17 protein-coding genes and 2 riboswitches are annotated in these 18648 nt (G+C 64.0%); of the genes, 11 read left to right on the top strand and 6 right to left on the bottom strand.

Annotated features, from left to right (window positions below; translation table 11 throughout):
* Positions 1 to 172: 172 nt before the first annotated feature.
* The 5 genes from ABIB57_RS23190 (at position 173) to ABIB57_RS23170 (ending at position 5325) form a co-directional block, all read left to right on the top strand.
* The gene (locus tag ABIB57_RS23190) at positions 173 to 997 is read left to right on the top strand and encodes an ABC transporter permease (protein ID WP_354043622.1); all 825 of its coding nucleotides are present in this window, start codon (positions 173 to 175) and stop codon (positions 995 to 997) included.
* A complete protein-coding gene (locus tag ABIB57_RS23185) occupies positions 994 to 1785 on the top strand; it encodes an ABC transporter permease (RefSeq protein WP_354043679.1) in 792 nt (263 codons plus the stop codon). Before ABIB57_RS23190 ends, ABIB57_RS23185 begins: the two co-directional genes overlap by 4 nt.
* A gap of 9 nt (positions 1786 to 1794) precedes the next feature.
* Positions 1795 to 2859, top strand: coding sequence for an ABC transporter ATP-binding protein (locus tag ABIB57_RS23180; protein ID WP_354043621.1), 1065 nt, complete (start codon positions 1795 to 1797; stop codon positions 2857 to 2859).
* Between the two features lie 244 nt (positions 2860 to 3103).
* Positions 3104 to 4429 (top strand): amidohydrolase family protein, encoded by a 1326-nt coding sequence (locus tag ABIB57_RS23175; RefSeq protein WP_354043620.1) that lies wholly within the window; start codon positions 3104 to 3106, stop codon positions 4427 to 4429.
* Positions 4426 to 5325 (top strand): nucleoside hydrolase, encoded by a 900-nt coding sequence (locus tag ABIB57_RS23170; RefSeq protein ID WP_354043619.1) that lies wholly within the window; start codon positions 4426 to 4428, stop codon positions 5323 to 5325. Before ABIB57_RS23175 ends, ABIB57_RS23170 begins: the two co-directional genes overlap by 4 nt.
* A gap of 199 nt (positions 5326 to 5524) precedes the next feature.
* Here the strand turns inward: ABIB57_RS23170 and ABIB57_RS23165 are convergent, their stop codons facing one another.
* Positions 5525 to 6691 carry a M20 aminoacylase family protein gene (locus tag ABIB57_RS23165; RefSeq protein ID WP_354043618.1) on the bottom strand — a complete coding sequence of 389 codons (1167 nt, stop codon included), beginning with the start codon at positions 6689 to 6691 and terminating at the stop codon, positions 5525 to 5527.
* 21 nt (positions 6692 to 6712) lie between these two features.
* Here ABIB57_RS23165 and ABIB57_RS23160 point away from each other — a divergent pair, with 21 nt between their 5' ends.
* A complete protein-coding gene (locus tag ABIB57_RS23160) occupies positions 6713 to 7432 on the top strand; it encodes a phosphoribosyltransferase (protein WP_354043678.1) in 720 nt (239 codons plus the stop codon).
* On the opposite strand, the gene ABIB57_RS23155 is transcribed toward ABIB57_RS23160, so the two are convergent.
* Genes ABIB57_RS23155 through ABIB57_RS23135 form a run of 5 tightly spaced genes read right to left on the bottom strand, consistent with a single transcriptional unit; the run spans position 7429 to position 13419 of the window.
* A complete protein-coding gene (locus ABIB57_RS23155) occupies positions 7429 to 8418 on the bottom strand; it encodes an ABC transporter permease (RefSeq protein WP_354043617.1) in 990 nt (329 codons plus the stop codon). The two genes, ABIB57_RS23160 and ABIB57_RS23155, sit on opposite strands and share 4 nt — an antisense overlap.
* A 2-nt stretch (positions 8419 to 8420) precedes the next feature.
* Positions 8421 to 9275, bottom strand: coding sequence for an ABC transporter permease (locus ABIB57_RS23150; RefSeq protein ID WP_354043616.1), 855 nt, complete (start codon positions 9273 to 9275; stop codon positions 8421 to 8423).
* Complete coding sequence (locus ABIB57_RS23145) at positions 9272 to 11035, bottom strand: oligopeptide/dipeptide ABC transporter ATP-binding protein (RefSeq protein WP_354043615.1); 1764 nt, start codon at positions 11033 to 11035, stop codon at positions 9272 to 9274. Before ABIB57_RS23145 ends, ABIB57_RS23150 begins: the two co-directional genes overlap by 4 nt.
* Positions 11028 to 11807, bottom strand: a complete 780-nt coding sequence (locus tag ABIB57_RS23140) for an N-acyl homoserine lactonase family protein (RefSeq protein ID WP_354043614.1) — start codon at positions 11805 to 11807, stop codon at positions 11028 to 11030. Before ABIB57_RS23140 ends, ABIB57_RS23145 begins: the two co-directional genes overlap by 8 nt.
* A gap of 58 nt (positions 11808 to 11865) precedes the next feature.
* A complete protein-coding gene (locus ABIB57_RS23135; RefSeq protein WP_354043613.1) occupies positions 11866 to 13419 on the bottom strand; it encodes an ABC transporter substrate-binding protein in 1554 nt (517 codons plus the stop codon).
* A gap of 70 nt (positions 13420 to 13489) precedes the next feature.
* A riboswitch (guanidine-I (ykkC/yxkD leader) is annotated at positions 13490 to 13596 on the bottom strand.
* A gap of 157 nt (positions 13597 to 13753) precedes the next feature.
* On the opposite strand from ABIB57_RS23135, the gene ABIB57_RS23130 reads away from it, so the two are divergent.
* The 5 genes from ABIB57_RS23130 to ABIB57_RS23110 all read left to right on the top strand — a co-directional run bounded on the left by ABIB57_RS23130 (position 13754) and on the right by ABIB57_RS23110 (position 18640).
* Entirely contained in the window at positions 13754 to 14641 is an 888-nt protein-coding gene (locus ABIB57_RS23130) for an MBL fold metallo-hydrolase (protein WP_354043612.1), read from the top strand.
* 130 nt (positions 14642 to 14771) lie between these two features.
* Positions 14772 to 14880: riboswitch (guanidine-I (ykkC/yxkD leader) on the top strand.
* A gap of 72 nt (positions 14881 to 14952) precedes the next feature.
* Positions 14953 to 16026 carry a putative urea ABC transporter substrate-binding protein gene (locus ABIB57_RS23125; protein ID WP_354043611.1) on the top strand — a complete coding sequence of 358 codons (1074 nt, stop codon included), beginning with the start codon at positions 14953 to 14955 and terminating at the stop codon, positions 16024 to 16026.
* A 171-nt stretch (positions 16027 to 16197) separates the two neighbouring features.
* Positions 16198 to 17013 carry an ABC transporter permease gene (locus tag ABIB57_RS23120; protein WP_354043610.1) on the top strand — a complete coding sequence of 272 codons (816 nt, stop codon included), beginning with the start codon at positions 16198 to 16200 and terminating at the stop codon, positions 17011 to 17013.
* Positions 17013 to 17840, top strand: coding sequence for an ABC transporter ATP-binding protein (locus tag ABIB57_RS23115; protein WP_354043609.1), 828 nt, complete (start codon positions 17013 to 17015; stop codon positions 17838 to 17840). The genes ABIB57_RS23120 and ABIB57_RS23115 overlap by 1 nt, the downstream gene beginning before the upstream one ends.
* On the top strand, positions 17837 to 18640 hold the full coding sequence (locus ABIB57_RS23110; RefSeq protein ID WP_354043608.1) for an urea amidolyase associated protein UAAP1: 804 nt from the start codon (positions 17837 to 17839) through the stop codon (positions 18638 to 18640). The genes ABIB57_RS23115 and ABIB57_RS23110 overlap by 4 nt, the downstream gene beginning before the upstream one ends.
* Positions 18641 to 18648: the final 8 nt, after the last annotated feature.

Genomic DNA, 18648 nt, shown 5'->3' with positions numbered 1-18648 from the left:
CGAAACGGTCCCCTCCCCCTTGAGGGGAGGGCTAGGGTGGGGGGAACTTCCCGCAAAGTTGGAGACAGCGATCGCCACTCCAACCCGCGCCCCTCCACCCCAACCCCTCCCCTCAAGGGGGAGGGGGTTTGCTCCACTCGACGCTGTCGCATCGATGACTTAAGGCCCCGTTATGAAACGCTTCGCCGGCTGGACTTTGAGCACTCCCGCGACCCTCTTGGTCCTGGTTTTCCTCATCCTGCCCGTTCTCGCCACCATCGTGACGACCTTCGCCACTACTGCCGGCCCCTTCGCGCCATACCTGAGCTTTTTCGGCAGCGGCTTCCGCCGCACGGTGTTGTGGCGCACCATCCAGATATCGCTGGCCACAACCGCCATCTCGGTCGTCATCGGGTTCCTCACGGCCTATGTGGTGTCGCGCTCGCCCGGCTGGCTCAAATCCATCCTGATCATCGCCGCGGTGTTCCCGCTGCTGACCGGGGTCGTGGTCCGCTCCTTCGCCTGGCTGATCATCCTGGGCAAAAACGGCATCCTCAATTCAGCGCTGCTTTCGACCGGGCTCATCAATGAGCCGCTGAGCATGCTCTACACCCAGGGCGCGGTGATCACCGCAATGGTCTACCTGTTCGTTCCGCTGATGGTGCTGACGCTCGTGGGCGTGCTCGAAGCCATCCCCGATGACCTGCTGCAGGCATCGGCCTCGCTGGGCGCCAAACCCACCGCGACCTTCATGCAGGTCATCCTGCCGTTGGCAGTGCCCGGCCTCATCGTCGGCGCGGTCCTCGTCTTCACCGGCAGCTTCACCGCCTACGCGACGCCCCAATTGCTCGGCGGCGAAGCGCAAATGGTGATGGGCACGCTGATGTATCAGCAGGCCATGGTCACCTTCGACTGGGTCTCGGCCTCCACCATCGCGGCCATCATGGTGGTGATCACCATCGCCATCGTGCTGTTGATGACCCGCGTCGCCCGCCGCCTCAATCCGATGGCCGTCTGATGACCCGTAACATCCACCCCGTCCTCATCGCCCTCACAGTACTGGTGTTTATTTTCCTTGTCGGCCCGCTGATCATCGTGCTCGGCGCCGCCCTCAGCGACACCAGCTATTTGACCTTTCCACCGCAGGGCTTGTCGCTGCGCTGGTTCGGGAACATCTTCGAGATCGAAGCCTTCCGCCGCACCATCGTCACGAGCTTGGAAATCGCCTTCCTCTCCACAGGCATTGCGCTGCTGGTTGGCGTCCCCGCCGCCTACGCGCTCAACCGCTACCGCATCCAGCTCCCCGGCTGGCTGTCGACCCTGTTCATCCTGCCGGTGCTGGTGCCCGAACTGGTGCTGGGATTTTCCCTGCTCAAGAATGTTGCCACGCAATTCCATGCGCCGATTTTCATCTCGCTGGTGCTCGGCCATTCGCTGCTGGTGCTGCCCTATGTCGTCCGCGTCATCAGCGCCTCGCTGGCCGCGTTCGACTTTTCCATCGAGGAAGCTGCGATCAGCCTGGGCTCGCCGCGCCTCAAAACCTTCTTCACCATCCTGTTGCCCAATGTGCGCTCCGGCGTCATCGCCGCCTTCATCCTGGCCTTCATCACCTCGATCAATGACGTGTCGATTTCGATCTTCCTGACCGGGCCTGGCATTTCCACCCTGCCCATCCAGATCCTGGCCCATATGGAGCAGTTCTTCGATCCGACCGTGGCGTCGGTTTCGGTGCTGCTGATGGGGCTCACCGTCGCCGTGATGGCTGCCGTCGAGCGCACGCTCGGCCTGACCTTCTTTGCAAAGTAGAATAGCGCCGTGACCCAAGCACTCTCGATACAAAACATCACCGCGCATTACGGCACCACCAAAGTGCTGGAAAACCTGTCGCTCGAAGTCGGCGAGGGCGAACTGGTCTCCCTGCTCGGCGCCAGCGGCTGTGGCAAGACCACGACGCTGCGGCTGGTCGCTGGTTTCCTCGAACCCACCTCGGGCAAGATCGAGCTGGGCGGCAAGGATCTGACCCGCCTGCCCGCGCACCAGCGCAATATCGGTCTGGTGTTCCAGAACTACGCGCTGTTCCCGCATCTGTCGGTCACCGACAATGTCGGCTTCGGGCTCAAGCAGCGCGGAGTAACCGGCCCCGCCAAGACCAAACGCGTCAATGCCATGTTGGAACGGGTTGGTCTCGCCCCGTTCGGCGATCGCCTGCCGGGCGCGCTATCCGGCGGCCAGAAGCAGCGTGTGGCGCTGGCCCGCGCCCTGGTCATCGAGCCACCCCTGCTGATGTTCGATGAGCCGCTCAGCAATCTCGATGCCAAGCTGCGCGTCGACATGCGGGTGGAAATCCGGCAGTTGCAGCGCGCCAATGGCACGACCTCGGTCTATGTGACGCATGACCAGGAAGAGGCGTTTTCGATCTCCGACCGCGTCGCCATCATGCATGCCGGCCGCATCATGCAGCTCGATATGCCCGAAACCCTCTATCAACGCCCCGCCAATGCCTTTGTCGCTCGCTTCGTTGGCTTCGAGAACCTGATCCCGATGATGGTCGTCGCTCGCGATGGCGATGGCGTGACCGCCGAAGCCGCCGGCGGCGTTCGCCTGACGCTGTCGCAAGACCAGTTCGGCGCCATCCCCGATGCCTTCACCCTCGCCTGCCGCGCCGATGGGCTTGCCGTCACGACCGGCGCAGATGGCATTCCCGCCACCCTTGGCCTGCGCACCTATCTGGGCCGCGCCTATCAGTATCAGTGCGACACCCCCGCCGGTCATCTCACCGCGAACGGCCCGCTGACGCGCCCGCTGGAGATCGGGGCTGCGGCGCGGCTCGTGCCGGTCCCCGAGCAATGCACGATCCTGGCGCCGGAGGCGGTGGCTTGATGGTTGGGCACCAAACCTCTGGCCAGATGCTTCAGTCAACACCTCCCCCTTCCAGGGGGAGGATCAAGGTGGGGGTCTTTTCTGCCAGATTTGGGCTCTCGGACCCCCACCCAGCCTCCCCCTGGAAGGGGGAGGAGTCTTTCTGCGAGCGGGACTGGATCGAGCCCAACGCGTGGGGAGAAACCTCCCCCTTGATGGGGGCGGAGGGAGGGGGTGCCTCCATCGCACCTAGTGGTGCTCGGCAATGACCACCCTCCTCACCAATGCCTGGCTGCTCACGATCGACCCAGCCATGACCGCCCACCCGTCCGGCTGGTTGCAAATCGATGCCACCACCATCACCGCGCTCGGCTCCGGCACCCCGCCGAGCATCCCCGGTGCCCAGATCATCGATTGCGGCGGCGATATCGTCATGCCCGGCATGGTCAACACCCATTGCCACATGGCGATGTCGGTGTTCCGCGGGCTGGCCGAAGATATCGACGACCGGCTCTATCGCTATATCCTGCCGCTCGAACGCAAATATGTGACGCCCGACATGGTGCGCGCCGGCTCGGCGCTGTCGGCGCTGGAAATGATCCAGGGCGGGGTCACCACCGTGGCCGACATGTATTACTTCGAAACCGAGGTCGGCCGCGTCGCTTCAGAATCCGGCCTGCGTGCCGTGGTCGGCCAGACCCTGGCCGATTTCAACGCGCCTGACCACGCCACCTTCGATGAGGGTTTTGAGCGGGTCGAACAGTTGGTCGATGAATTCGCCGGCCATCCCCTCGTCACCCCTTCGATCGCGCCGCACGCGCCCTATTCGGTCGGCATCAAGATGATGGGGCAGGTCGCCCGCTGGTCGGATGCGCATCCCGATGTCGTGGTGCAGATGCACCTGGCCGAAAGCGACATGGAGGTGAAGTGGGCGCGCGAGACCTACGGTGCCTCTTCGACCGAGCTGGTCAAGCAGTCGGGTCTGTTGAAGCCTGGCCTAGTCGGCGCCCATTGCCTGCATTTGGGCGACAGCGATATCGAACTGATTGCCGAGGCGGACGTGCGCATCGCCACCAATCCGCGCTCCAACGGCAAGGCCGGCCGCGGCATTCCTCGCATCGAGTCGCTGCGCAAGGCCGGCGTTCCCGTCGGCATCGGCACCGATGGGCCGATGAGCGGCAATACGCTGGACCTGTTTTCCCAACTCGCGCCTATGTCGATGTTCGCCAAGCTGCGCGGCAAATCGCGCCTGCCTTTGCCGGCCGCCACGGTGGTCCGCATGGCCACCATCGAGGGTGCCAAGGTGCTCGGCCTCGATGGCAAAACCGGCTCGCTGGAGCCAGGTAAACAGGCCGACCTGATCCGCATCAGCCTCGCGGCACCGCGCCTGCACCCGATCTACGACCCCTATGCCATGCTGGTTTTTGCCGCCCTGCCGACCGACGTTACGGACACGATGGTGGCCGGCCGCTGGCTGCTGCGGAACGGCGAGGCGCAAACTCTCGATCCGAAAAAAACCCTGCGCGATGCGTTGCAGATCGCCCATCAGTTCAAGGCCGAAATGACCCGTATCGACGCGTCGCCCCAATGAGTGCGCCATCCACGCGCCGCGTCATCATCGATACCGATCCGGGGCTGGATGACGCCGTCGCCATCCTGTTCGCGCTCAATAGCGGCCGCTTCGACGTCCTCGGGCTGACATCGGTGGCGGGCAATATCGGCATCGACATCACCACGAAAAACGCCGGCCGCCTGCTGGCATTGCTGGATCGCGAGAACATTCCGGTCATCACCGGGGCCGCCGCGCCACTGGCCCGCAAGGGGATCGAAGAGGCCGGCATTCACGGCAATGACGGGCTTGGGGGCGTCGTGCTGCCCGAGCCCTTCGCCCGGCCGCATGGCTATGCGCCGTACTGGATGGCCGAACAGCTTCACGCCAGCCACGCCCACAGCGTCGATATCCTGGCGCTGGGCCCGCTCACCAATATTGCCCTGCTGCTGCGCGACCACGCCGACGCTGCCCGCCGCATCGGCCGCCTGATCGTCATGGGTGGCGTGGTGCACGGCAGGGGCAATGTCGGCCCGCACTCCGAATTCAACTTCGCCTGCGACCCCGAGGCCGTCGATGTTGTGCTCCGAAGCGGCCTCGACGTGACGCTGGTTCCTCTCGACGTCACCCGAAAAGTCCGTGCCAATGTCGCGTTCGTGCAATCCTTGCGCACCGGCACTGCCGGCAACGCCGCCGCCGATTTGATCTCGGCCTATTTCCAGGACGGCCTCGAAAGCCGCCCCCTGCACGACCCTTGTGTGATGCTGCTGGCTTTGGCGCCTGAGCTGTTTAGGGTCGAGACGCGCAACGTGTCGGTGGATTTGAGCGATGGGCCGGATGCTGGGGCGCTACTGGCTGGCACGATCCCGGTGAAGATCGCAATGGAAGTGGATGTAGCGGGCGCCTTGAACCTCCTGGCAGAAGGGCTAGCAGCCTAGTCCCAAGGCGCTCAACACAGCTTTGGGCGCTAGCTCTCCTCCCCACTGACCTTCCCGCGGGCTTGACCCGCGGGCCATTGCCCCCTTGTGCCGTGCTGATGGAGGCCCGCGGATCAAGTCCGCGGGAAGAGCGGTGTTGGGGTATGGATCGCGCTAAGCGGTAGCGGCGGCGGTAGCGGCAGCGCCAAGCACTAAACGCCTATCGCAATTCCTGCTCCACCAGCGCCGTCCAGAACCTCGCCCCGGTCAAAATCGCCTCATCATTGAAGTCATACCGCGAGTTATGGTGCAGCGCGCCATCAACCGCCGGCCCGTTCCCCAACCACACATAACAGCCCGGCACCGCCGCGCCGAAAAACGCAAAATCGTCGCCCGCCGTCGAGGGCGGGAAATCGGTGACCACCGGCCGGCCCGTCGCCACCTGCGCCGCCGCCAGCGCCCGCCGCGTCGTGTCCACATCGTTCACCACCGGTGGAATCCGTCGCAGGAAACTATACTCCGCTGTTATCCCGAACGTCGCGGCGACGCCCTGCGCCAATTGCCCGATCTCACTCTCAAGCTGGTCGCGCACCGCTGGCGTATAGGCCCGCGCCGTGCCGCCGATCCGCACATCATCGGGGATGACGTTCAGCGCCCGGAAATCTCCACCCGCAATGGCGCAGGCACTGACGACCGCGGGCTGTAGCGGATCGACCCGCCGCGCCACCACGGTGTGGATCATCGAGAGAAAATGCGCGGCCGCCGTCATCGCATCGCGCCCCAGATGCGGCTTGGCGCCGTGCGTGCCGACGCCGTGAAAGGTCACTTCCCAGCTATCGGACGACGCCAGTTGCGGGCCGGCCACCACCGCCATTTCGTCCACCGCCAGCCCCGGCATATTGTGCAGCCCATAGGCGGCGTCGACCGGAAACCGCTCGAACAGCCCGTCCGCAATCATCGCCCTGGCGCCGCCGCGCCCTTCCTCGGCGGGCTGGAACACGAAATGCACCGTGCCGGAAAATTTTCGCGTCCGCGCCAGATGTCGCGCCGCCGCCAGCAGCATGACCGTATGCCCGTCATGCCCGCAGGCGTGCATGGTATTGGCGACCACGGATTTGTACGGCAGCTCGGACAGCTCCGGCATCGCCAGCGCGTCCATATCTGCCCGCAGCGCAATCGCCCTGCCGCCATCGCCCACTCGCAGCGTGCCCACCACGCCGGTCTTGCCCAGCCCGCGATGCACCTCGATCCCGGCCTGTGCCAATTGCGCCGCGACGATATCGCTGGTGCGCACCTCCTCGAAGCCGAGTTCGGGATGCGCATGCAGATCGCGGCGCAGCGCGATCATGGTGTCGATCTCGAATGGGTCGTTGTCTCGGGCCGTCATCGGTTGCTAAGCTCTTGAAAAATCAGTCACCCCGATACCTACCACAGGACGCAGCCCATTTCGCCGCTTGAACCGCATCACTTCTGGCAGACCATCGATCCGGCCGGCACCCATGACGCCGCCCCCGATGGCTTCACCGACAGCTATCCGACGAGTTTCCCCGATGGCCGCCAACTCCTGCTGCCGCTGCGCGTCCTGCCCGGCGATGGCACGCAGGCCGTCGCCTCGCTCATCATCAACCAGGCCAGCTTCGCCGTCGAGGATGCGCTGTCGCAGGCTATGACCGGCCTGATCGCGCCGCTCGATCCCGAGGTGATCGTCGGCGTTCCCACCCTCGGCCTGCCGCTGGCCAACAATGTTGCCCGCCGCCTCGGCCATCCCCGCATGGTGGCTTTGGGGACCTCGCGCAAATTCTGGTATGTCGACGCGCTTTCCGCCCCGATGTCCTCGATCACCAGCCCAACGCACCAGAAAACCATTTTCCTCGATCCCCGCAGCCTGCCTTTGCTGGCCGACAAGCGCGTCGCGGTAGTCGATGACGTGATCAGTTCCGGCACTTCGATGGTGGCCGTGCTGACCCTCTTGGCCCAGGCCGGCATCACCCCCGCCGCGGTGGTGGTTGCCATGCTGCAAGGCACCCGGTGGCACGCCCCGCTCGCCGCCCATCGCAACAAGATACTGGCACCCATCGCCTCCCCGCGCTTCACCCGCACGCCGACCGGCCGCTGGCTGCCCGATTAAAGCCCGATCCTTGGATCAGCCAGCGACTGGCTGACCTCCACCACGATATTGATCAAAATATAGAACGTGCCGAACACCAGCGACACGCCGAGCACCGCCGGCAGGTCGGAGGTGGCAAAGGCCTGCACGGTGTAGAGCCCAAGCCCCGGCCAGGAAAACACCCGCTCGACGATCAGCAGATTGCCGAACAGCAGCCCCACCTGCAGGCCAATCATGGCCAGTGGCGCGGAAGCCGCATTGCGCAGACCGTGGCGCAGCACGATGGTGGTTTCGCTCAGCCCCTTGCCGCGCCCGGTGCGGATATAGGTCTGCTTCATCACATCATGCAGCGCGCCATTGAGGCTGCGCCCCACCGCCACCGCGATCGGCAACGCCAGCGCCAGCGCCGGCAGGATCAGATGCAGCAGCGCATCCAAGCTGACCTCCGGCCGCCCCACCAGAAACCCGTCGAGCAGGTTGAACCCGGTCGGCCCTGAAAACCGCCTGATGCTCAATCGACCCGCGCCCGGCAGCCAACCCAGCCGGAACCACAGGAAATAGACCAGCAGCAGCGTGCTCAAGAAAATCGGCGTCGACCCGGCCGCGACGATGGCCAGCTTGACCCAGCCGGATTTCTGCATGGTGTTCTGCACCAGCGCCAACAGCCCCGCCAGAGCGATGCCGAACACCAGCGCCACCAGCGCCAGTTCGGCTGATGCCGGCAGATATTTGCGCACGTCCTCGGCGATCGGCTGGCGCGTGCGCACCGAGGTGCCGAGATCACCATGCACCAGATTGCTCAGGAACCGGCCATATTGGACAAGCATGGGATCATCCAACCCCAATTGCTGGCGCACCGTCTCCACGGTCGCCGCCGGCGCTGTCGGTCCGGCGATGGCGCGTGCCGGATCGGCCGGGATGATGCTTTGCAGGCAAAAGACGATGAAACTCATCGCCAGCAGCACGACGACGAGGCTCACCGAGCGCTTGGCAAGATATGGCAACATGCTCAAGCTCCCCGCAGCGCGGCGCGAATGCCGTCGCCCGCCAGATTGGCCAGGAGGCACATGAAAAAGATCACCACCGCCGGCAGGATGGGCAACCACCAATAGACCGTCAGGCTATCGAGCGCCCGCGAGGTCATGGCGCCAAGTTCAGGCGCCGGGGCCGGCTGGCCTAGCCCCAAAAACGACATCAGCGACATGGTCATGATGATATTGGCGACATCAAGCGTCGCGGCGACGAGCAAGGATGGGATGGCGCCGGGTAGCAGATAGCGCAGCAGCAGGCGCGGTCCGCGCACCCCCGCCACGCGCGCGGCCTCAACATGGGGCCGCTTCTGGAGCCGGCGGATTTCGTCGCGGGAAATTCGCGCGTACCAAGGCCACCAGAAAATGGCGATGGCGATCATGGTGTTGAACAGGCCCGGCCCCAAAGCCGCCACCACCGCCAGCGCAATCAGCGTCGAGGGCAGCACGAGGAAGAGCTCGATCACGCGCTGGATCAGCATATCGATGCGGCCCCCGGCCGAGCCGGCGATCAGCCCGATGATCGAGCCGAAGATCAGGCTGAACAGGATCACCCCCAGCCCCGGCAACCAAGTATATTGCACGCCCAAAATGACCCGCGAGAACAGGTCGCGCCCGATCTCGTCAGTGCCGAACCAATGCGCCAAGGTGGGTGGCAGATAGGCAGCATCGACGCGCAATTGAGGATCGAACGGCGTCAACCAGGGCGCGAACAACGCCACCAAAGTGATCAGCAAGACCCCGACAATGCCGACAGTTTCCAGCCAGCCGACGCGGCGGAAAAAGTTGGCCCAGTTGAAGCGCGGCCGGGCCGGCGCGATAGCAATCTCAGTCATTGGGCCAGCTCCGTATGCAGGCTGGGCATGGCGGCGATCAGCGCCCGCGTGTAGGCGGCCTTGGGCGCCGCGATCAGCGCATCGGGATCGCCATCCTCGACCAGCTCGCCATGCTGCAACACGGCGATGCGGTCGGCGATGATGCGCGCCGCCGCCAGATCATGGGTGACGAACAGCATGGCCATGCCCAACCGCCGACGCAGATCGCCCAGCAGATTGAGCGTGGTTGCCGCCAGCGACACATCCATGGCGCTGATCGGCTCGTCGCAGAGCAGCAATTTCGGCGGCACCACCACGGCACGCGCCACCACCGCGCGCTGGCATTGCCCGCCCGACAGTTCCGACGGGAGCGCCTGCATCAGCCCCACATCGAGGCCCACCAACTCCATCGCCTCGGCGACCCGGCGACGGCGTTCGTCGCCGCTCAGTCCCAGCGGCCGCAACCGCTCGCCAATCTGCTCACCTACGCTCAACCACGGCGTCAGCGCCGCGACGGCATCCTGAAACACCACCTGCGGCGCGATCTTGTCCACCCGCGAGACATCGCCGCTGTCGGGCTTCAGCAGCCCCGCTGCAATGCGCAGGATGGTGGATTTGCCCGAGCCGCTTTCGCCCACCAGAGCGACGCATTCGCCCTGCCGAATGGTGAGATCGACCGATTTCAGTACGGGCCGCGGTGCCCGCACGCCCCAAAAATTCTTGGCTCCGGTGGCAAAGCTCTTGCTGATCTGGAACAGCTCCAGCGCAACGGCACTGCGCTGCACCACCGATGTCGGCCAGAGTGGCCGCGTCATGCTGGTGTCGGTCGCCGCTGGCGTTTGCTCGGCATGAAGGCAAGCCGCAGCGCCCGAATGATTGCCCACCGTCCGCAGTGCGGGACGGGTCGTCGTGCAATCCGCCTGCACGATGGGGCAGCGATGCGCATAGGCACACGCATTGGTGGCGTCGCGCGGGCGCGAGCGTTCGACAGGCAATGTCGGCAGGGGGCGCAGCCGGTCGGAGGTAAAATCGAAACGCGCCGATAGGAGCCCGGCCGAATAGGGATGGGCCGGATTGCGAATCACGTCGCGCACGCCGCCGATTTCGGCAACCCGCCCGGCATAGAGCACCAGAACCCGGTCGGCCAAAGAGGCGGCGACGCTGAGGTCATGGGTGACGAACAGGATGGCGGTCTGCTGCTCACGCGCCAGCGTCCGCAGCAGATCTAGAATCTGCGCTTGAATGGTCACGTCCAGCGCCGTCGTCGGCTCGTCGGCGATCAGCAGTTTGGGTCCGGTCATCATCGACATGGCGATCAAAACGCGTTGGCGCTGGCCGCCCGACAGGCGATGGGGAAACGAGTCGGCGATGCGCTCTGGATCGGGCAGGCCGGTACGGCCCAGCCAGTCGACGATATCGCCCTGCCCCGATTCCCGCATTTGCCGGCGGATGGTCGTGGTGGGGTTGAGCGAGCCCATCGGGTCCTGCGACACCGCCCGTACCAATTGCCGCCGCGCCGCGCGCAACACGCCGGGCCTGGCACCAACGATCTCGACGCCATCGAGCAGCACCGAACCCGATATCCTGGGTTCGCTCTCCTTGGGCAGCAGCCCTTGCAGCGTCAGCCCAATGGTCGACTTGCCCGAGCCGCTCTCGCCCACCAGCGCGATGATCTCGCCCGGCGCGACATCGAAGCTGATGCCGTCGAGCACCCGATTGGCGCGCCCGTCGCGGCTGAGCACCACTGACAGGTCTTTGATGGTGAGAACAGGCTTAGTCATAATAGTCGGGCGCCAGCTTGATCTGCTGGATCAGTTCGGGGTCGTGCGTCAAAAACAGCATGGCCTGCTTTTCGGCCACGACCGCATTGATGCGGCGGATCGAAGCCAGCGCTTCGGCCTGATCGGTCATGCCGCCGGGCAGGATTTCATCGGTGAAATTGATCATCAGGTCGCCCACATCGGCGGCCAGCACGACCGGCCCGGTATTGGGCAGCTCAAGCACCAGCGACTGGTGTCCCGGAGAATGGCCGGGCGTGGCGATGATGGTCAGCCCATCCATCAGTTGGGTATCGCCGTTGACGAATTCCCAGTTCAGTCCCGGCAGGTCGTAGTCCGAGCCGAAGAAATAATAAGGCGCCTCGCCTGATTTGACGAAGTCCCATTCGCGCTGCGCCACGATGAATTTGGCCTGCGGCATGTGCTTGATATGGCCGGTGTGGTCGGCATGCAGATGCGACAGGATGACGGTGGAAATATCGGCAAAACCGATGCCGATCTCGTTGAGCTGGCGCTCCAACTCGTGATGCGGCTTGACCACCGGTTGTGGGTCCCAGCCCGTCGACAGATAGAGCGCGTCGAGCTTGCCGCGATCGCGCAGATTGGCTTCGTCCAGTCCGGTATCGAACAGCACCCAGCCTTCGTCCGTATCGAGCAGATAGGCCGATATCGGCACCGAGATGATGAACCGCGCGCCGATCTGATAGGTCGACACGGTTTTGGGAATAATTTCAAAGCCGCAAAGCAGCACGAAAAGTCGCTTAACGCTGGTCATGACACGCCTGTTGTTGAGAGTGGTGCCGCGCTGGAAACCACCAGCGCGGCAGGCTGGCTCAATCGGCCCAGTGGACCGTGGCGAAGTCGATATTGCCGGGTGGGAAGACCGGGCGCAGGCCCAGATCGGTCAGGCCCTCGGCGCTGACCACGACATCCTGCACATCGGCCAGCGGGATGAAGAAGCCCGCGTCGAAATACATCTGCCCGGCCTGCTCATAGAGCGCATTGCGTTCGGGAATATCGGTCTTGGTGCCGGCCTCTTTGACCAGCGCATCGGCGGCGGGCAGTTCCACGCCATAAAAGTTCAGCGGCGCGCCGGCCGTATAGAACACTGTGGCCTGGTTTTCCGGATGCGCCGCATCGGGGCTGGAACGCGAGATATAGAGATCGGGCGCGCTGGCATCGCCCTTCATGGCATAGGCGGCGCCCGAGGGCAGCACGTTGACGGTGGCCTCGATGCCGATCAGCGCCAGTTGGGCGATCATCAGGTCGGCGACGCGGCCAACATTCTTGGCCTCTTCGCTGGAATAGCCCAGCACCAGCTTGATCGGCCCGGCCGCCGTGATCGCCGCCTTGGCGGCATCCATGTCGGTGGGGAACACCACCGGCGTCTTGGGATCGAGCATCGTCACCTGATAGAGCGACTTTGCCGGCGTGGCATATTCGCCAAAGGCGTCCTTGACCCAGAGCGCCGGATTGATCGCGGTCAGCACCGCCTTGCGCACGTCGGCATTATCCAACGGCGAACCGGGCTTCACGAACGCCTCGACCAGCGCCATGCTGGGCATCGCGGTGATTTCGACGCCGGCCGGCAATCCAGCCAATTGCGCCCAGGGATAGTTGTTGGGTACGGCATCGATCTCGTCGGCCTGCAATTGCAGGATCTGCTGGCCGACGTCGGCGATCACCGGGATCTGGATTTCGCTGAAGAACGGCTCGGCACCCCAATAGTCGTCATTGCGCGTGAGGGTATATTCCTCGCCACGCTTGAATTCGGTCAGCTTGAACGGGCCGGTGCCCACCGCGTTTTCGTTCAGCCAGGTCTTGCCGACATCATCGCCCGCATGCTCGGCCAGCGCCGTGGGGCTGATGACCTTGGGTCCCCATGGACTGGAAAAGGCATCGAGTAAGGAGGGCTGCGGCTGGCTTAGCGTCAGCACCAGCGTGGCGTCATCTGGCGCCTGCATGTCTTTGACATTGGCGAGGAAATAGCTCAGCACCAGCTCGTTATCGCGGCGGCGGGTGAACGAGTTGATCACCGCCTCGGCGTTGAACGGGGTGCCATCGTGGAACTTGGCGCCGGTCACCAGATGGAACGTATAGGTCAGCCCGTCGGGCGACACCTCCCAGGTTTTGGCCAGCAGCCCGACGATCTCGGTGGTGCCGGGCTTGTATTCGACCAGCCCCTCATAGACGTTGTTGATGGCGCTGAGCGCTCCAACCTCGAAGGCATTATCGGGGTCGAACGAGCCGATATCGGTGAAATAGGGAACGCGCAGGGTTTCCTGCGCCAGGGCGGGCGCTGCCGACAGCAGCAGCATGGCAGCCAGGCCCAGCAGGCGCTTGCCGCCGCGCATCGAAGCTTTCGGATCAAAGATAGTGGTTTGCACGTCACATCCCTTTCGCATTTCAAAAGGGATTGGTGACGGACCATGCGCAGCCAATCCCTTGGCTAACGAGGTCTCCCGGGCTTTTCTCCCGCCGTGTGTCCGGCCGGATGTCTCCCGAACCGGTGGTAGCTCTCGGACCAGACGTGGCGCACCACCGGAACCCTAGCCCCCAAACTCACAAGCTTAATTGCAAGCGTCGTGCCAGAAAATTATCGTTATGAATCAAGGTCGATCTGTTTGACAGCTGCCGCAACTCTATGCAGTGATGCACACCATGAGCAAATTATAGGCACAAATTGCAGCCGAACAAACTTTGGGCTGGGAAGGACAAAGCGTGACTTTGGAACTCGGATCGACCATGCAAATCCTGCGCCCTTACCCCAATATTCTGGGATTTTACGACGGCCGCATTCCAGGTGTCCGCGCCCACTCTGCCGCCCCCAACTGGCTCGACGATGGCGCCTTCACCCTGGGCACCTGTTCCTATGCGATCGTCGAGGGCGACGAGGCGCTGGTCTATGACACCCATATGTCGATCCCCCACGCGCAGTTCATCCGGCGCACGCTGGAGGCGCAGGGCGTCACCCATATGCGCGTGGTGCTCAGCCACTGGCACACCGACCACGTCGCCGGCAATGCCGTGTTCGCAGATTGCGAGATCATCGCCAATACCCTCACGGCCCGGGCCCTGCGCGACAACAAGGACTGGCTGGAAAACAACGACCCGCCGATCAAGCCGCTGATCATGCCCAATTCGGTCTTCGAGGCGGAGACCGAACTGCGCGTCGGCAGCACCATCGTGCAATTGCGGCTCCTCGACATCCACAGCCACGACGCAACGGTCCTGCTGCTACCCCAACTCGGCGTGCTGCTGGCCGGCGATACGCTGGAGGATACAGTCACCTACGTGACCCAGGCCGATCGCCTGTCGATCCACCTGCAAGACCTGACGCGTATGGAGAGCTGGGGCTTTTCCCGCATCCTGCCCAATCACGGTTCGGTCGAAATGATCGCCTCGGGCGGCTATGACCGCACCTTCATCACCGCCACTCGCCTCTACATCCAAAAGCTGCAGCGATTGAAGGCCGAGCCTGAACTGGCAAACCTCGGCCTCTCCGACTTCGCCGCCGAATCCCTCGCCACCGGCGGCGTATTCTACTTCGACGCCTACGAACCGGTGCATCGCCATAATGTCGAAGCGGTTCTCGCCCTGCCCGGCTGAGCCGCTGCCTATATTGTCATCATCGACCCTGCACTGCGCCCATATTTTATCCACCCCCAACCCACCCCGGTTTCCAACCCCTTGATTCCGCTCGGTTTTCGTTCTGGCACGGCTCTTGCTGAGTACTAGCCGAGTAAGGAGCTAGGGTTCCGGCGTTCGCTGAACGTGTCTGGTCCGAGAGCTACCACCACGCGGGAGACATCCGCGCGGATGCACGGCGGGACAAAAGCCCGGGAGACCTCGATAGCCAAGGGATTGGCGCGATGGTTTCTGCCGATCCCTTTTTGTGAGACACGCAAAGGGGAATTGAGATGCACCTTCTTTCCAAAATCGCCGCCACACTGGCGCTTTCGGCTTCCCTTGCGGGCGGCATGACGACACTGGCTCAGGCTCAGGCCAAGACCGATTTCAAGGTCGCGTGGTCGATCTATGTCGGCTGGATGCCTTGGGGCTATGCCAGCGATACCGGCATCGTCAAGAAATGGGCCGACAAATACGGCATCACCATCGAGGTCACCCAGTTCAACGACTACGTGGAGTCGATGAACCAATACACCGCCGGCGCCTATGACGCCGTCACGCTGACCAATATGGATGGCCTCTCCATCCCCGCCGCTGGCGGCGTCGATACCACCGCCGTCATCATCGGCGATTTCTCCAACGGCAATGACGCGGTCATCCTCAAGGACAAGACCAGCCTCGCCGATATCAAGGGCCAGCCAGTCAATCTCGTCGAATTCTCGGTGTCGCATTACCTCCTCGCCCGCGCGCTTGAAAGCGCCGGCATGAGCGAGCGCGACGTCAACGTCGTCAACACCTCAGACCCCGACATGGTCGGCGCCTTCCAGACGCCAGACGTGACCGCCATGGTCACCTGGAACCCGATGGTCTCGGAAATCCTGGCCCTGCCCGGCGCCACGAACGTGTTCGACAGCACCAAGATTCCCGGCGAAATCATCGACATGATGGTGGCCAATACCGATGTGCTCAAGGACAATCCCAACTTCGGCAAGGCGCTGGCCGGCATCTGGTATGACACCATGGCGGTGATGACCGCCGACACGCCCGAAGGCGCCGCCGCCCGCACCGCAATGGGGGTTGCCTCGGGCACCGATCAGGCCGGTTTCGAAGCCCAACTCGCCGCGACAAAGCTGTTCGACAAGCCAGCGGACGCGGTGGCGTTTACGTCGTCACCAGACCTCGCCACTACCATGAACAAGGTGCGGACGTTCCTGTTCGACAAGGGGCTGTTGGGTTCCGGTGCGCCATCTGCGGATGTCATCGGCATCGAACTGCCCGACGGCACCGTGCTGGGCGACGCGGCCAACGTGAAGCTGCGGTTCAGCGAAGAGTACATGAAGATGGCGGCTGACGGGGCGCTGTAGCCCTTCTTCACCTCTCCCTTCGGGGGAGAGGTCGGCGCACCGCACCGGGTGAGGGGGCCTTCCCCAGACACCAGCCCGGCAAAGGCCCCCTCACCCCGACCCTCTCCCCCAAAGGGAGAGGGGGCCCCGCATCCAGCCAAGACCAAAGAACCGCTACGAAGGCATCCACCCATGCGCTGGATCAACACCAAACCCACCCGGATCACCCAGATCGCGCTGATGCTCGCGCCGTTTGTGCTGCTGATCGTTGCCTATGGCTTCGGCTCCGCCGCACGGCTCGCTGATAACCCCGCCGACAAACTTCTCCCCGCGCTGCAAACCCTGATCGACGCCATCAACCGCATGGCCCTCCAACCCGATCCCCGCACCGGCGAATACCTGCTCTGGTCCGATACCGGCGCCAGCCTCGTCCGCCTCTTCTCTGCCCTCGGCATATCCACCCTGATCGCCCTGGTCTTCGGCATGGTCATCGGCATGCTGCCCTATGTCCGCGCCCTCCTCGCCCCTTTCGTCGCCACGATTTCCATGGTGCCGCCGCTGGCCCTGCTGCCGATCCTCTTCATCGTTCTCGGCCTCGGCGAAACCTCGAAAATCACCCTGATCGTCATTGGCGTCGCCCCCGCCATGATCCGCGACCTTGCCCTCAAGGTGCTCGAACTGCCGCGCGAACAGATCATCAAGGCTGAAACCCTGGGCGGCTCCTCATGGCAGATCGGCCTCCGGGTCGTGCTGCCGCAAATCCTGCCGCGGCTGATCACCTGCCTGCGCCTCCAACTCGGCCCGGCCTGGCTGTTCCTCATCGCCGCCGAAGCCATTTCCGCCGATTCCGGGCTCGGCTACCGCATCTTCCTCGTCCGCCGATACCTCTCGATGGACGTGATCTTCCCCTATGTCCTCTGGATCACCCTCCTCGCCGTGATCACCAATTTCGCGCTCGATCGCCTGCGCATCGCCGTCTTCCCCTGGTCCAACCTGGAGGCGCGCTGATGAGCGAGATCGTGCTCGACAAGGTCTGGAAGGAATATGGCGACCAGATCGTGCTGGAGAAAATCTCCCTCACCATCGCGTCTCGCGCCTTCGTCGCCCTGGTCGGCCCCTCCGGCTGTGGCAAGACCACGTTCCTCAAGATGCTGCTGGGCGAGGAAGCCCCGAGCCAGGGCGTGATCACGCTCGATGGCGTGCCCCTGATCGCCGAACCCGGCCCCCATCGCGGCGTGGTGTTCCAGCGCTATTCGGTGTTTCCGCACCTGACGGTCCTGGGCAATGTGCTGCTCGGCAAGGTATTCCGGCGCTCGCCGATTGCCGCCCGCCTGTTCGGCGCCGAACGCCGCACCGCGATCGACGAAGCCATGGGGCTGATCGCCGAAGTCGGCCTCAACGGCTCGGAGACCAAATATCCCGCCCAGCTTTCCGGCGGCATGCAGCAGCGCCTCGCCCTTGCGCAGGCCCTGATCATGAAGCCCAAGGTTCTCCTGCTCGACGAGCCCTTCGGCGCGCTCGATCCGGGAATTCGCGCCGAAATCCACGTGCTGATGAAGCGCCTCTGGCACGAGACCGAACTGACCGTGGTCATGGTCACCCATGACATGCGCGAGGCCTTCACCCTGGGCACCCGCGTCATCGCATTCGAGCGCCCGCGTGATCGCCCGGAGGAGCGCGAGCGCTATGGCGCCGTGCTCAGCCGCGACATCGATATCTGGCCGCCGCGCATTGCCGGCGAACCGAACATTTACGCCCCCGACCGGGACGACCCGGTCATGCCCTTGGGACTTGGCCAGGACGACCTGGCACCACAAGGAGACAAGCTGCCATGAGCCGCACAACAGACCAGATCGCCGCCGATCGCGCGCGCTATGAGGAACATCAACGCAAGGGATTGCAAAACGCCCCCAAGGCGCTGCCCGGCCCCAGCGCCGTGCCCGCAGCACAAATCGCCAACCCGATCCACGCCGAAACCATTCCGGGCGGCTGGTATTGGTCCACGACGCTCAAGGCCGGCGACACCATCCGCATCGCGCAGGATCATGGCCCTTCAGCCGTGTCGATGATCGCGTGGAGCGCAGCTGACACCAGCGAGCGCCTCAACCTGCCCGATACCGTCAAGGTGCAATGGACCACCGCCATCGCCAAGGGCCGCGTGCTGTTCTCCGACATGGGCCGCGTCATGTTCTCGGTGACCGAGGCGGCCTCGTCGGCTCATGATGGGCTGGTCGGTGGCTCCACCGTCGCCTCGAATGCCGCCAAATATGCTGGCGACACCCGCAACACGCGCGACAACTTCATCCTCGTGGCCGCCAAGCTCGGTCTCGACCGCCGCGACATTCCCTCGGCGCTGACTTTCTTCGCTCCGGTCCGCGTGCTCGACGATGGCACATTCGTCTGGCGCGAGGACCTGCGCCAGACCGGCGACTATGTTGACCTGCGCGCCGAGATGGACCTAGTCATCGGCCTCTCCAACTGCCCGCATCCGCTCGATCCGAACTCGATTTACGCGGCCAATCCCGTCGAAGTAATTCGCTACCGCGCCGCTGCGCCTGCAGCCGACGACCTCTGCCGCACCGCCACCGCCGAAGCCGTCCGCGGCTTTGAAAACAACGCCATGCAGCTGGCTTGAGGAGACAC

This window comes from Devosia sp. UYZn731, assembly GCF_040546795.1.
GTDB lineage: Bacteria > Pseudomonadota > Alphaproteobacteria > Rhizobiales > Devosiaceae > Devosia.
The sequence above is the reverse complement of the archived record's forward strand: the minus strand, read 5'-3'. Positions and strand labels throughout refer to the sequence as shown.

Coding starts and splice junctions, on each gene's coding strand:
- ABIB57_RS23190 (WP_354043622.1), top strand. CDS start 173: ATGAAACGCTTCGCCGGCTGGACTTTGAGCACTCCCGCGACCCTCTTG.
- ABIB57_RS23175 (WP_354043620.1), top strand. CDS start 3,104: ATGACCACCCTCCTCACCAATGCCTGGCTGCTCACGATCGACCCAGCC.
- ABIB57_RS23170 (WP_354043619.1), top strand. CDS start 4,426: ATGAGTGCGCCATCCACGCGCCGCGTCATCATCGATACCGATCCGGGG.
- ABIB57_RS23165 (WP_354043618.1), bottom strand. CDS start 6,691: ATGACGGCCCGAGACAACGACCCATTCGAGATCGACACCATGATCGCG.
- ABIB57_RS23155 (WP_354043617.1), bottom strand. CDS start 8,418: ATGTTGCCATATCTTGCCAAGCGCTCGGTGAGCCTCGTCGTCGTGCTG.
- ABIB57_RS23150 (WP_354043616.1), bottom strand. CDS start 9,275: ATGACTGAGATTGCTATCGCGCCGGCCCGGCCGCGCTTCAACTGGGCC.
- ABIB57_RS23145 (WP_354043615.1), bottom strand. CDS start 11,035: ATGACTAAGCCTGTTCTCACCATCAAAGACCTGTCAGTGGTGCTCAGC.
- ABIB57_RS23140 (WP_354043614.1), bottom strand. CDS start 11,807: ATGACCAGCGTTAAGCGACTTTTCGTGCTGCTTTGCGGCTTTGAAATT.
- ABIB57_RS23125 (WP_354043611.1), top strand. CDS start 14,953: ATGCACCTTCTTTCCAAAATCGCCGCCACACTGGCGCTTTCGGCTTCC.
- ABIB57_RS23120 (WP_354043610.1), top strand. CDS start 16,198: ATGCGCTGGATCAACACCAAACCCACCCGGATCACCCAGATCGCGCTG.
- ABIB57_RS23115 (WP_354043609.1), top strand. CDS start 17,013: ATGAGCGAGATCGTGCTCGACAAGGTCTGGAAGGAATATGGCGACCAG.
- ABIB57_RS23110 (WP_354043608.1), top strand. CDS start 17,837: ATGAGCCGCACAACAGACCAGATCGCCGCCGATCGCGCGCGCTATGAG.